The organism is Vibrio sp. 10N, from assembly GCF_036245475.1.
In the GTDB taxonomy this organism is placed as follows: Bacteria; Pseudomonadota; Gammaproteobacteria; order Enterobacterales; family Vibrionaceae; genus Vibrio.
The window spans coordinates 122,114-136,014 of the sequence record NZ_BTPM01000001.1 but is presented as its reverse complement, the minus strand read 5'-3'; the positions used below and the strand labels follow the sequence as shown (position 1 = coordinate 136,014).

15 protein-coding genes are annotated in these 13,901 nt (G+C 48.2%); 12 read left to right on the top strand and 3 right to left on the bottom strand.

Annotated features, from left to right (window positions below):
- Window position 1: 1 nt before the first annotated feature.
- The 3 genes from fliE to AAA946_RS00640 are packed head-to-tail and all read right to left on the bottom strand — an operon-like array spanning window position 2 to window position 2,545.
- The gene (gene fliE / locus AAA946_RS00650) at window positions 2-358 is read right to left on the bottom strand and encodes a flagellar hook-basal body complex protein FliE (RefSeq protein WP_338163243.1); all 357 of its coding nucleotides are present in this window, start codon (window positions 356-358) and stop codon (window positions 2-4) included.
- Between the two features lie 12 nt (window positions 359-370).
- A complete protein-coding gene (locus AAA946_RS00645; RefSeq protein ID WP_338165739.1) occupies window positions 371-1,714 on the bottom strand; it encodes a sigma-54 dependent transcriptional regulator in 1,344 nt (447 codons plus the stop codon).
- Between the two features lie 15 nt (window positions 1,715-1,729).
- Window positions 1,730-2,545, bottom strand: coding sequence for a MotY family protein (locus AAA946_RS00640; protein ID WP_338163242.1), 816 nt, complete (start codon window positions 2,543-2,545; stop codon window positions 1,730-1,732).
- A 571-nt stretch (window positions 2,546-3,116) separates the two neighbouring features.
- Here AAA946_RS00640 and AAA946_RS00635 point away from each other — a divergent pair.
- The 12 genes from AAA946_RS00635 to AAA946_RS00580 all read left to right on the top strand — a co-directional run bounded on the left by AAA946_RS00635 (window position 3,117) and on the right by AAA946_RS00580 (window position 13,897).
- Window positions 3,117-3,935, top strand: a complete 819-nt coding sequence (locus AAA946_RS00635; protein WP_338163241.1) for a FliM/FliN family flagellar motor switch protein — start codon at window positions 3,117-3,119, stop codon at window positions 3,933-3,935.
- On the top strand, window positions 3,932-4,303 hold the full coding sequence (gene fliN, locus AAA946_RS00630) for a flagellar motor switch protein FliN (protein ID WP_112461404.1): 372 nt from the start codon (window positions 3,932-3,934) through the stop codon (window positions 4,301-4,303). The genes AAA946_RS00635 and fliN overlap by 4 nt, the downstream gene beginning before the upstream one ends.
- A 6-nt stretch (window positions 4,304-4,309) precedes the next feature.
- Window positions 4,310-5,098, top strand: coding sequence for a flagellar type III secretion system pore protein FliP (gene fliP, locus AAA946_RS00625; protein ID WP_338163240.1), 789 nt, complete (start codon window positions 4,310-4,312; stop codon window positions 5,096-5,098).
- 9 nt (window positions 5,099-5,107) lie between these two features.
- A complete protein-coding gene (fliQ, locus tag AAA946_RS00620; RefSeq protein ID WP_112461405.1) occupies window positions 5,108-5,377 on the top strand; it encodes a flagellar biosynthesis protein FliQ in 270 nt (89 codons plus the stop codon).
- Window positions 5,377-6,153, top strand: coding sequence for a flagellar biosynthetic protein FliR (fliR, locus tag AAA946_RS00615; RefSeq protein ID WP_338163239.1), 777 nt, complete (start codon window positions 5,377-5,379; stop codon window positions 6,151-6,153). Before fliQ ends, fliR begins: the two co-directional genes overlap by 1 nt.
- Window positions 6,150-7,277, top strand: a complete 1,128-nt coding sequence (gene flhB / locus AAA946_RS00610) for a flagellar biosynthesis protein FlhB (protein ID WP_338163238.1) — start codon at window positions 6,150-6,152, stop codon at window positions 7,275-7,277. The genes fliR and flhB overlap by 4 nt, the downstream gene beginning before the upstream one ends.
- A gap of 36 nt (window positions 7,278-7,313) precedes the next feature.
- Complete coding sequence (gene flhA, locus AAA946_RS00605; RefSeq protein ID WP_338163237.1) at window positions 7,314-9,407, top strand: flagellar biosynthesis protein FlhA; 2,094 nt, start codon at window positions 7,314-7,316, stop codon at window positions 9,405-9,407.
- Window positions 9,408-9,447: 40 nt separating this feature from the next.
- On the top strand, window positions 9,448-10,410 hold the full coding sequence (locus tag AAA946_RS00600; RefSeq protein ID WP_338163236.1) for a diguanylate phosphodiesterase: 963 nt from the start codon (window positions 9,448-9,450) through the stop codon (window positions 10,408-10,410).
- A 250-nt stretch (window positions 10,411-10,660) separates the two neighbouring features.
- Window positions 10,661-11,527 (top strand): lateral flagellin LafA, encoded by an 867-nt coding sequence (gene lafA, locus AAA946_RS00595; RefSeq protein WP_338163235.1) that lies wholly within the window; start codon window positions 10,661-10,663, stop codon window positions 11,525-11,527.
- 334 nt (window positions 11,528-11,861) lie between these two features.
- The gene (gene fliD, locus AAA946_RS00590) at window positions 11,862-13,199 is read left to right on the top strand and encodes a flagellar filament capping protein FliD (protein WP_338163234.1); all 1,338 of its coding nucleotides are present in this window, start codon (window positions 11,862-11,864) and stop codon (window positions 13,197-13,199) included.
- Between the two features lie 16 nt (window positions 13,200-13,215).
- Window positions 13,216-13,602, top strand: a complete 387-nt coding sequence (fliS, locus tag AAA946_RS00585) for a flagellar export chaperone FliS (protein ID WP_338163233.1) — start codon at window positions 13,216-13,218, stop codon at window positions 13,600-13,602.
- A complete protein-coding gene (locus AAA946_RS00580) occupies window positions 13,586-13,897 on the top strand; it encodes a LafD (protein ID WP_338163232.1) in 312 nt (103 codons plus the stop codon). The genes fliS and AAA946_RS00580 overlap by 17 nt, the downstream gene beginning before the upstream one ends.
- Window positions 13,898-13,901: the final 4 nt, after the last annotated feature.

The window sequence follows — 13,901 nt, the reverse complement described above, 5'->3', positions numbered from 1 at the left end:
GTTACACCGGCATCTTCATCACATCTTCGAACGACGCAACCACTTTATTGCGCACCTGCATTAATGCCGAAAACGACAAACTGGCTTTTTGGCTGGCGATCATCGCCCCCACCAAATCATCGCTCTGACCGGTTTCTACCGCGGTCATTTTTTTCGATGCCAGCGATTGATGTTCATTGACCATATCGAGGACATTCTTCATTGCCCCAGAAAACGCCAATGGTGGATTAACCTTTTGGGTATCCATTGGGTTATTGGTCACCATAAAATCAGGCTGCACATGTTGCTGCATCGCCTGCATCTTCGTCAGCATCAACTGCTCTGCAGATACGGCATTATTGATTGGTTGCATCGCCATCTAAGTTCTCCTTTATGCAGCCGAGCCGATGGCTGACTGTAAATCAATTCCTTGCTCACGCATTGCTGCGAGCTTATAACGCAGTGCGCGTGTGGTTACCCCAAGAGCGTCCGCCGTTTTAGTTCTGTTACCGCCAAATTGGCGCAACTTTTCGAGAATAAACTGAAACTCGGCTTGTTTTTTCACTTCCACGTGCCCCTTGCCACTGTCTCCCATGGCGTAGGCGCGCTGCATCGCTGAGCTCGCCGTTGGCAACTCAACTGGCAACATGAGATCGTGCGCGGTGATATAGTCGCCATGGCGCATCACCAAAGCACGCTGAATGACATTTTCTAGCTCACGGATGTTTCCTGGCCAGTGGTAGTGACACAGCGCCTGCTCGGCGTCAGCCGATAAATGACAATTACTGTGCTCTTTGTATTTGTTGATGAAGAACTGGCTGATCGGCAAAATGTCTTCCTTGCGATCGCGCAATGGTGGCCAGTGCAGCGGTAACACATCTAGACGGTAATAGAGATCTTCTCTGAATTGGCCTTTGCGCACTTCTTCACGCAGATCTTTGTTGGTCGCGGCAATCACGCGAATGTCCAAAGCAATCGCTTTATGACTGCCAACACGCTCAACCTCTCGCTCTTGCAGCACACGCAATAGCTTTGCTTGCACCGCTGGCGACATTTCACCAATTTCATCGAGCAAGATCGTGCCACCATTGGCCTCTTCAAACTTACCTGATTGCGATCCCGTCGCGCCGGTAAACGCACCTTTAACGTGACCAAATAGCACGGCTTCCAGCATGGATTCAGGAATAGCAGCACAGTTCACTGCGACAAATGGCTGATTGCCGCGCGGCGACTGATCGTGAACATAACGTGCTAAGACTTCTTTGCCAGTACCAGATTCGCCAGTGATCAAAACACTGGCACTGGTGCACGCAGCACGATGAGCCAATTGCAATACTTGCTTACTGCGCCATGATTCGGCCACGATGTTAGCCATTGGTTTTTCCAGCGCTTCAACACGCTGAATCAAGCTCAGTAACTGAGTGCCTTCAAAGGGGCGTAGCAGGTAATCCGTCGCCCCCGCTTTCATTGCTTCCGCAGCCAAGATACCTTGGTCTTGTTCAACAATGGCAATCGCTACACCCGGATTGGCTTTACGTTGATGACAAGCGATCCATTCACGGGCGCTCATATCTGGCAGGGCTGAGCTGATCAAACTGATGGTCGCTTTATCTTGAAGCAGTGCCGCACGTCCTGTTTTCACATGCGTGACGGTAAAGCCCTGCTCTGTCAGCAAGTCGATGATTGGCGCGGCATTAATATCGCAAGGCTCAACGAAGAGAATATCCTTATGCATTTGCTGAGTTGGCATTTATTGCACCTCCGTCTTCTTATCCATTGAAGACGCTGATTGTGAAGAATCGTGTCTGACTACGCGCACGGTAACGCGGCGGTTTTTCGCTTGACCAAATTCGGTCGCGTTGGTGCTTACTGGGTAACGAGCACCATGGGCACGCACTTCAATAAGTGACTTAGGAGCCCCAAGCTCCATCAACGTACTCGCCACATCATCGGCTCGTACTCGAGACATCTGTAAGTTGCTGGTCGTGCTGCCGACATTGTCGGTATGTCCATCGACCAACACTCGAGACACGCTTTGGTCGGCATTAAGGTAGCTCACCAATGACGCCAATGTGCGGCGTTGCTCACTCGATACCACACGCTGGCCAAATTCAAAATTCAGTACCATATCGCGTGCTTGCTGATAGCTCATTTCTGGCAACGCCACGCGGCAGGCATTAAAGTCGACAAACGCAGATTCAATACTCGTCGATGGCAATACATAGGCGTCGCTGTGCGTTTGTACGTCCGACATCGCACTGACTCTTAGCCAAGCGCCCTTGCTGACGGCTGCAAGCAGAGGTTCAATTCCGACATCAAAAATAGCAAAGCCTTTGGTCGTTTTTGCCGCTCTGTCGACCATGCTGTGCTGGGCTGGAGAATGCCAAGGAGCCGTTAATTGAAACAGCTCAGCTTGTTGAATCGGTTTATTGGGTAAATTAAGTACTGCCGCAAGCGGACTATTAGGTTCCGCGTGGAAGTAAAACTTCCCCATATTATTTGGCAACTGGTGTTCAAGCCGACACTCAAATTCACCATCTTTGGCCTGCCAATTAACCAAATCCATAGGTATATTGACTTCAGCGCTAAATGAGAGGTTAGTCCCAAAAATAAAGCCATTAATAACCAATAACGAGAACAATTTATTAACAAGCTTGCCATGGGAATGTATTTTACAAGCCTTTGACTTAGTCAACTTTGTCAATAATAAGGAGATTGTATTTTTTCCTGCCGGAGAATTCATATTGCCATCCACTTAACGATTATGTTACTGACATATACAAACCTAGTATCATATAAGCAAAGCCAATCAAAAACAGGTTATCAAATGCTTATAAAACATAAATTTAGGTAAATTACTCATTCTGACACTGATAGCCACTGCGGTATGCAGGCTATTTAGCTGGCGAATTAAACGCCTAGATATAATTATTATTGAAGTAAGCTACCTGCATTTATTTTATATTTAAAGATGGTTTATTAAGTGATAACAAACATATGAACCAAGTTCACAGATTTACATTCGAGGGCTAAAAACAACTAAAAAAACCAGAGTAGACTGACGAAAAATGACATTGTAAACACCAATTAGCGAGTCATTTACAACAGGTAAATCAGTCAAGAGATTTAAGATGAATATGGATGAACAAATTGTAACCACACCGGATTCTGTTCAAGCACTAAATGTTGAATTATTAGGCAAGCCTATTCATATCGTCAAAAATAAGCTTGAATCGATTATTAATAGTTCACAGCAATATTTAACTAATGAGCTTCAAGCTTGGTTAAAAATACCAACGGTTCATGTCGAGTTGACGGACATTCAACTGAGCACGCTGGGCCCCAATCTACTTGATAGCCGCAATTGCGCGGCGCAAAAACACGCAGAGAAAGGCGCGCTGTATGTGGCCGTTGAGCCAATGATGTTAATGCGACTCTCTGATGAGTTTTATGGTGCAGGGATAGAGCGCAGCCAAGCCGAGCTCACCAATAGTGACGTTCGTCTGTTGCAGCGTGTAAGTAAACATGTAGCCAGTTGGATTGCACCCAACGACTCTTGGCAAGCACAAGAGTTAGAAGCCTTAGCGGGCATTGGCATCATCGCTACCTTGACCATTTACATGCAGGACAAGCAGGCGCCACTCACTATGGTGCTGGATGGCGATTTGATTCAAACCTTAGTCAGTGAACTCGAACTGACGGCCAACCCAGAACTGGCCAGTGAATTTTGTCAGGCACTGCACACCACGCCAGTCAAACTGAATGTGCAACTCAGCAAGAATGTCATGCCACTAACCCAAGTCCTTGAACTTAAACCAGATGACATTCTACCGATTGAATTACTCAACCACGCCCCGGTTAACATCGGCAAACAAACGCTATTTACGGGTCGTGTCGCCGAACAAGACGGCCAACTGGTACTGATTTTAAACGAAGATAAGGAAACCCACCGATGAGCGAATCGCTAGATCAGACGGCTTTCGATAGCAACGACTTACAGTTTGATGATTTTGAGCTGGAAGATTTCGATACCGATACGCCTGTTGCTGCCGCGCCGAACACCGCGACACGCAATCTGGATTTTTTCAAAAACATTCCCGTTACCGTAACGCTGGAAGTCGCCAGTAAAGAGATTGCCCTTGGCGATCTGATGACTGCGGGAGAAGGCAGCATTATTGAGTTGGATAAGCTCAACGGTGAACCACTGGACGTGAAAGTGAATGGCTCCCTGATGGGACACGCTGAAGTCGTGGTCGTCAATGATAAATATGGCCTACGCCTTATCGACGTGGTGGAATCCGCTCTCACCTCTATGGGTAAGTAGCCGCGCATGTTGAGTTTAAGCGCTCAGACAATTCCTACATCGAGATGGCGCACACTCACCTCGTTCCTTGTGGTTGGCGTACTACTGTTACTCAGTAGCCAGCCTGCTTGGGCTGAGAATGGACTGACTTTTTTGACTGTCAACGATGGTCAGTCTGAGCAAGAGTACAGCGTTAAGCTGCAAATCTTGCTGCTGATGACGGCGCTGAGCTTTTTGCCTGCATTCATACTCATGGCCACCAGCTTCACGCGCATCATTGTGGTATTGGCCATTTTGCGTCAAGCCCTCGGCTTGCAGCAAAGTCCGCCGAATCGAGTGTTGATTGGTATTGCTTTGTGTTTAAGCATTCTCATCATGCGCCCAGTGTGGAGTGATATTTATGAGAACGCCTTTTTGCCGTACGACCAAGGTGAAATCACCTTGATGCAAGCGTTCTCAACCGCCGAGAAGCCGGTTCGTCACTTTATGCTGGCACAGACTCAGCGCAATTCTCTGGAACAAATGCTGCGTATTGCCAATGAGCCTGTTGACTCCAATGTCGACGACATCTCGTTTGCAATTGTACTTCCAGCATTTGTCATCAGTGAGCTAAAAACCGCATTTCAGATTGGTTTTATGCTGTTTATTCCGTTTTTGATCATCGACTTAGTGGTCGCCAGTGTCTTGATGGCTATGGGTATGATGATGCTATCACCGCTGATTGTGTCACTGCCGTTTAAACTGGTGGTGTTCGTATTGGTAGACGGCTGGGCGATGACGGTAGGCACACTTTCTGCCAGCTTCAGCACTGGTTAAGGACACGCTATGACTCCTGAAATGACCGTCGCGCTGTTCTCCAATGCTGTTTGGCTCATCATCACTATGGTGATGGTGCTCGTGGTACCAGGTCTTTTGGTTGGTTTAGTGATTGCGGTATTTCAGGCCGCGACACAAATCCAAGAGCAGACGCTAAGCTTCTTGCCTAAACTACTGGCTACCTTGCTAATGGTGATCTTCGCAGGTCACTGGATGCTAAGAAAACTGATGGAATTATTCGACTACTTGTTCCACAACATTCCTGGGATGATTGGTTGATGCAGATTACGTTCGCCGAAATTTCACAATGGCTCGGCCAATTATGGTGGCCCTTTTTCAGGATTGGGGCTGCTTTTTTGGCCATGCCATTTTTCGGCGATGCGTTAATTCCGGTATGGGTGCGAGCGCTGCTCGCCCTATCCATTGTGGTGATCACTGCGCCACTGATGCCAGCGATGCCCGCTGTAGACTTATTCTCGATGACGTCGCTGTTTCTCGCCTTTGAGCAAGCCATGTGGGGCGTGTTCTTTGGCCTTATCCTGCACCTTTTTTTCAATATCTTCACTATGCTAGGCCAGATTGTGTCACTGCAAATGGGTCTGGGCATGGCCATCATGAACGATCCGGTCAATGGCTTGTCGGTGGCGATCCTCGGTCGCATCTTTCTGCTGTTATGTACCTTGCTGTTTCTGGCGCTCGAAGGCCATCTTTTGGTGATCGATATTCTGGTGCAAAGTTTTATCGTATGGCCAGTGGGCTCTGGGCTATCGATATTATCACTCGATAATCTGGTGTCCCTGTTTGGTTGGATGTTTGCCTCAGCACTGGCACTGGCGCTACCCGCGATTGTCTCTATGCTGCTTGCCAACATCAGTTTTGGTGTGATGAACCGCGCGGCGCCAAGTTTAAATGTTTATGCGCTTGGTTTTCCTATGACCATGTTACTGGGTCTGTTTAGTATTTTGATCACGGTAAGCGGTATCCCAAGTCGCTACACCGCCCTAGTGCACGAGACACTTTCGCATCTGAATCAATTTATGGTGGGCGGCGCATGAGTGAGCAGTCGAGTCAGGACAAAACCGAAAAAGCCTCGCCCCAGAAGGTCAAAAAGGCGAGGCAAGAGGGTCAGATCCCCCGTGCCAAGGAATTCACCACTGCGGTACTCTTTCTCATCGTGGCGATGTTTTTTTACAGCCAGCTACCTTGGATTTGGGAGCACATCTCTGGCGTATTTCACTTCAATATGTCGCTGACACGACACGATCTCGAAAACCCACAGCAAATGCTGGAGCAGCTTGGACAAAGCTTGGCGATCATCATAGAACTGTTGCTGCCTCTGTTTTTGGTCATCATCATTGCCTCTATTGGCAGCAGTTTGATTTTGGGTGGTTGGATGTTCCGCCCGGCCAATATTCAGCCCAAACTCAGCAAACTCAACCCACTCTCTGGCATTAAGCGCATGTTCTCCACACGTTCTGTGGTTGAGCTTGTGAAATCTTCACTCAAAGTCGCGGTGATTTTTGCTCTGCTTTATACCTATCTTGACGGCAACTTCTCTCAATTGCTGGGAATGCAACAACTGACGTTAAACCAAGGCATTACCATGGTCATGACCATCCTGTTTGAAGGTCTGTTGCTGATGGGTTTTGCGCTGTTAATTTTCGGGGTGATTGATATCCCCTATCAGCGCTACGAGCACCTAAAGCAGCTCAAAATGACCAAACAAGAATTAAAAGAAGAATACAAGAACAACGAAGGTCGTCCCGAGGTCAAACAGCGTATTCGCCAGATCCAGCAGCAATTCGCCCGTCGAAAAATCGACCAAGCGGTGCCCAAAGCCGATGTGGTGATCACCAACCCGACCCACTATGCGGTCGCCCTAAAATACGACACCGATTTATCGGAAGCGCCGTTTGTGGTCGCTAAAGGCATCGATGAAACCGCGATGCATATTCAGCGCATCGCCAGAGAAAATAACGTGGAGGTACTTAACTCACCACCACTGACCCGTGCCATTTACCATACCACTGCGTTAGAGCAAGCTATTCCCAGTCAGCTCTATATCGCTGTGGCGCACATACTGACTTACGTCATGCAACTCAAAGCATTTCGTCGCGGCAGCGGAAAAAAACCGATGCCGCTACCGTCGTTTACTATCCCTAAGCACTTGCAGCATTAACCTGCTTAGCGCGCTCGAAACAACAAAGGAACACATATGTTGAATCGTCTTCATCAACTTAGACGCTCAGGAAAAGGATACATCGGCATTCCCATTGTTCTGCTGATGATTTTGGCCATGGTGATTTTGCCATTGCCACCTTTGCTGCTGGATGCGTTGTTTACCTTCAACATCGTGTTGGCGATTTTGGTACTGCTTGTCAGTACCACAGCGAAACGTCCGCTGGATTTCTCCATATTCCCTACCATCTTGCTGATCGCCACCTTAATGCGTTTGACGCTCAATGTGGCCTCAACCCGTATTGTCTTGCTTGAAGGTCACAACGGTGGTGACGCTGCGGGTAAGGTGATTCAAGCGTTTGGTGAAGTGGTGATCGGCGGCAACTATGTGGTCGGTATGGTAATTTTCGTCATCTTGATGATCATTAACTTTGTAGTGATCACCAAAGGTGGTGAGCGTATTTCTGAAGTATCGGCGCGTTTTACCCTTGATGCCCTACCAGGCAAACAGATGGCGATCGATGCAGACTTGAACGCGGGTCTTATCGACCAAGAAGCGGCACGCACCCGACGCAAAGAAGTGGCTAACGAAGCCGATTTCCACGGTTCGATGGATGGTGCGTCCAAGTTTGTGCGCGGCGATGCGGTAGCGGGTCTGATGATCCTGTTCATCAACATCATCGGTGGTATCAGTATCGGTGTGTTTGAGCATGGACTGCCTGCATCAGAAGCATTTAAAACCTACGCCCTGCTGACCATCGGTGATGGCTTGGTAGCACAAATCCCATCGCTACTGCTCGCAACCGCAGCTGCCATTATTGTGACGCGCATTAATGACAGTGACAGCGACATGGCTGACACCATGCAAAAGCAGCTGTTAGCAACGCCAGCCACGCTGTACACCGTTTCGGCGATCATGCTGATTATTGGCCTTGTTCCTGGCATGCCTCACCTGGCCTTTTTTACCTTCGCCGCCGTTTTAGCCTTTGCGGGCTGGAAGCAATCCAAAGCACCTAGTGATGATCCGCAGCTAGACGAAGTCGAAGCCATCAGCCATGCGATGCAAAACGACAACGAACTGCCGCTCTCTTGGGATGATATTCCCCATGTGCAAAGTTTGTCGCTCGCGCTCGGTTATCGTCTGGTACACCTGGTGAACAAAGAGCAAGGCGCGCCAGTGCTGCAGCGTATTCGCGGGGTAAGAAAAAACCTTTCAGAGCAAGTGGGTTTTTTGCTGCCAGAAGTCCGCATTCGCGACAATCTAAGCTTAAAACCCAACCAGTACACCGTTGCTCTCAATGGTGAGATCATCGAAGAAGGCTTTATCGAGCCAGACCGCCTCATGGCGATTGCTGTGGGAGAAACCTATGGCGAAGTCGACGGTATCTTGGGTAGTGACCCTGCTTATCATCTACCTGCCGTTTGGATTGAACACAACGACAAAGCCAAAGCGCTCAACATGGGCTATCAAGTGGTGGACGACGCCACCGTGATTGCGACCCATATCAGTAAAGTGATGAAGTCTCATCTAGCGGAGCTATTTACTCACGACGATGTCGACGCGATGAATCTGCGTTTAACCCAACAAGCGCCCAAGCTTGCCGAAGCACTCGGTGCAGCTTTAAACCCAGCACAGCAGTTAAAGGTGTACAGGCAACTGCTGCTCGATCAAGTGCCGTTAAAAGACATTCGCACCATTGCCAACACCATGTTGGAGTCGGCAGAAAACACCAAAGAGCCGATCCTGCTAGCCTCGGACGTGCGTTGTGCATTGCGCCGCACTCTGGTTAACCTCGTCGCAGGTCAGCGCAAAGAGCTCAATGTTTACGCCCTTTCCGATGAATTAGAACAAATGCTTATGCAATCACTGCATCAAGCGCAAGCGAATGGTAACGTGATTCTGGATAGCTTCCCGATTGAACCGAATATTTTGAGTCAGTTCCAACAGAATCTGCCTCTAATACAACAGCAGCTAAAGCAGCAAGGATTGGCACCAATACTCTTGGTGATGCCGCAGCTAAGGCCGCTGATTGCGCGCTATGCCCGCACCTTCTCACAGGGATTGGCCGTGTTGTCATACAACGAAATCCCTGAAAGCAAACAAATCAACGTGGTAGGAAACCTTGGATAATTTAAGTAGCTATAGGGCCCAGTTCCTCTTTGTGCTGCGCATGATAGAGGACAATGCGGTCACCGACGACGATCATAAACTCGCCGAACTGATGGCGGCCGACGAAGTGTGCCATGCGTGCCAGCCTATTCGGCACTGCAGCAGTGACGAGATTGAGTATCAATACATCACCTTGCGTTATGGGGACAAAAAAGATCTCAGCGTTTTCGCGCTCGATATGTCAGATACCGTGCGTGCAGCGCTCGACTTATTCGCCCTGTATCTGGCGGTTAGGCAAACCCAATTTGAGCTCGAGACCTTTCATCCAGACCTACTCAACAATCTGGTATTTTCCATGAACGCTTGCACCATGCTGCGCCCAGAGGGAAAGCATTTTATCGACCAGCTTGGTCAGCACTTCAAGCAGCCCATGTCGATGCTAATCCCTAGCCTATATCTCACGCCGTGTGAGGCTAGCAATCCCGCCACTAAGGCGATGCTGGAACGACTTGAAGATCGCTTCCATAAGGTTTGTTTTGATGTGCATTTACCCATCAATGACTTAGAGTATCTGACACCCTTTGACCCACAGACGATAAAGATCTCTAACTCACTCGATAACCAAGATGAGAAGCGAGCGCTACTACCAGTTATCCGCTACATCAAACGTCGCAAAGCGACCTTAGTCGCTGGGCGCGTCACCAGTCAAAATACCTTGTCGCAATATAAAATGCTCGGTGCTAAGTACTACTTTGGCTATGTGTCTGATGTACCCATTCCCGTGCACTTCAAAGGTTTTGAAGACCCAAAAGCAGAAATACGCAAAAAGCAGCGCGAGCGCGCCAAAGCCGAACAACTGGCCGATCAACAAATCGAAGCCCAAAGCCAACTCGAACAAGAACAAGCCGAACGCGACAAACAGCAAGCGCTGCTTGATGCCAGCATCGACAACATGTATCAGTCGGCGAAGACCGAGTTTGTCGATGAAGAGATTGAAGCGATTGTTAGGCAGGTAGAAGAATAGATAAAAGAAAGGGTAAGAGCGGCCCTAGGTCCTTGGTGGTAAGAGCCCCGAGGACCACAGGACCACAGGACCACAGGACCACAGGACCATTTTACCCATCAACCTTGAACCAACATCACAACTTTCCCACTACTTTTCAATTTCTTAGCTTTTTTTCTTATTTCCAATTAATTTTCAAAATCAACCAACCGCCTCTAGTTAGTGAGCGGGGCGATAGTCCCACATTGAGACAAATCTAGGAGAATTCACAATGGCTCTATCAATGCACACTAACTACGCTTCGCTAGTTACTCAAAACAACCTAAACAGCACAAACAACCTACTAAACACTGCGATGGAGCGCCTAAGTACTGGTCTTCGCATCAACTCAGCAGCAGACGACGCAGCAGGTCTTCAAATCTCTAGCCGTCTAGAAGCGCAAACTCGCGGCATGTCAGTAGCAATGCGTAACGCACAAGATGGCATCTCGATGCTACAAACTGCTGAAGGTGCACTAGACGAAGCAACGAACATCATGTACCGCATGAACGACCTTGCACTTCAAGCATCGAACGGCACTAACACTCAAGAAGACCGTGACGCGCTTAACGCTGAATATGGTCAGCTAAACGACCAGCTAGCTGAAATCATGACTGACTCAAACTTTGGTGGCCAAAAGCTACTTGACCCAGCTCAAGATGGTTCACTAGGCAAAGCGGCAGTAACGCTGCAAGTTGGTGAAGGTTCAACAGATACACTCGCAATCGACGTAACAACTGAACTTGGTGATCTAAACACAGCTATCGGTGCTGTTGGTGACAACAAGCTAGGTGACATTTCATCAGCAGCTGGTGCTACAGCAGCGATCACTGCACTTAGCGAAGCGGATGGCACACTAGAACTTATCGGTACTGCACGTTCATCTATGGGTGCGAGCATCAACCGTCTTGAACACACTATCACTAACCTAAGCAACATGGTTGAGAATACAACAGCATCGAAAGGTCGTATCACAGACGCAGACTTCGCAGTTGAGTCAGCGAACATGACTAAGAACCAAATGCTAATGCAAGCGGGTACGACTATCTTGTCACAAACTAACCAGCTTCCTGGTATGGCGATGTCTCTACTTCGCTAATTTACAGAGTTTAGCAATGATAATAAGCCTTCGTTTTTCGAAGGCTTTTTTATTACTGCCAAACACTATGTTCCCTGTCCAACAGGCGTGTAATTGAACATACAACAAAAACGCGATCTTGGTGCCGAAATTGTTTCACTTGCCAACATCATTAGCAAACCGCGTCGCCTTTACTCAGTAATAGCCACAAGTTTTGACGTCGGAATTGGCGGAAACCTGAGAGGAAAACGCTTTTCCGCAACAAACAAAAATTCATACCAACCAATTGAATTTAAACAACAAAAACACTGGCACAGGCCTTGCTTTATTTGCTTAAACCACTTTAGGAGCACCTATGAGTTCATTCGATCCAATTTCGATGGCCACAAACTTAGCCACGTTTGATGTGCAGCCATTCCAAACTCGTTATCAAATGCAGTCTGATAACTATCAAAACAAAATCAATGCATTTGGAAAAATTGAATCGGCGCTGCGAGAGTTTCGCACTGCGATCACTGAAATGAACAGCTCAACCTCTAGCATTGTCAAAAACAGCGCCTCGCTGTCACAAGAGGGATTCATGAGCGCCAGCGCCAATGCCAATGCCCTGGCAGGTAGCTACCAAATTTTTGTGGAACAATTAGCGACCAGTCATCAAATAAATACTGGCATGCAAGCAAACTTAGACAGCACAACCGAAATTCCTACCACGGGTACACTGGACTTAACCATTGATGGCAATACATTAAGTCTCGACCTATCAACCGTCGATACCGATGGTGATGGCGTAGCCACCATGGCTGACTTAACCAAAGCAATCAATAACCACGCAGACAATCCTGGTGTTAACGCCACTCTTGTGCGTTCAGGTGGACAAACACACTTCATGCTATCAAGTAACGAGACGGGAGCAGCAAATGCTATCAGCGTATCGGCTTCTGGTACTGGGCAAGCCTGGTTTGAAGATGCATTTAGTAACGTCACTGAAATTAGTGCAGCTAAGGACGCAACCATTTGGCTTGGTGCAGAAGGCAGCGGCCTTCAACTGACCAACAGCTCCAATACCTTTAGTAATGTGATTGAAGGTGTCGATCTCACCGTCAGCAAAGCACAGACCTCTGGAGATGCGCCGATCACTCTAACCGTCGGCAATGACGAAGAAGCCAGCAAAGAACAAATGAATAAGCTGGTTGATGCATACAACTCATTGCTATCGACTATCGATGAGTACACCAAACCAGGGGGAGAAGACTCATCAAGAGGTATTTTAGCTGGTGACCCGACAATTCGTTCTTTGGAAAGTCAAATCAACAACATAATGCGTGGCGAGCACAACGGAATGCGCTTGAGCCAGGTAGGTCTGAGTTTCAACACCTCCGGTGAATTAGAGCTCGACAGTGAAAAGTTTGCTGAAGCTCAGCGAAATAACAGCGCAGCATTAGAAGAGATGTTTAACGGTACCGACATGCTACTTGACTCGTTAGACGCTGTCGCCGAACCATTCCTCAAGTCCACAACAGGCCTATTTAAAACTCGAAAAGACTCTCTTGAGAAGAACATAGATCGCATTGACGACAAGCTTGCAGGTCTCGATCGAAAATACGACATGGCCTACAACCGCTACCTCGCACAATTTACTCAAATGAACACCATAATGACGCAAATGAACCAAACCATGAGCATGTTTGGTTAATGTAAGGAGAACACTGATGTTAATGGATTCTGGTTACGACTCATACCAACAAGTCGATCTTGACGCGCAAGCGGCGGCGGCTAACCCACACCAATTGGTGGTCATGCTTATTGATGGTCTTTTGAATGAAATCGAACGTGTACGCGGCCACATAACTGCCGGACGCTTAGAGCAAAAAGGTCAAGGCATCACCAAGTGCATGAATATTCTGGTGGGCCTGGATAGTGCTCTTGATGACGAGAATGGCGGTGAAATCGCGGCTAACTTGCACCAACTCTATGACTTTTGCCAGGCAGAGCTGTATCAAGCGAGTATTAATAATGATGTCGACAAATTGGAAAATGTCGAAACCGTCATGACCAACATAAAAGAAGGATGGGAGAACTTTGGTAAACACGCATAAGGTATCACCCGAGCGGTTTCGCCACCTCAGCCAATGCATGACGGTGGCGGCCAAAACCGAGGATTGGCAGTCACTCAAACGCTACGATGGTCAGCTTCGTGAGCTTTTGGACACCCATAGACCTTTCCTTAAAGACCCACGTTTAGCGCCGGAAATTGAGCGTGCTCGACAGGCGCATTTGAGCGCCTACGAGGCACTGTCGGTGGCGACCAGTAAGCTGAAGCGGAAGCTAGATAGCTGTGAGGCGGAGAAAGAGCGCGCCTTGGCCTATCAGCTGGCGATGAGTTTGGAGTAACCAT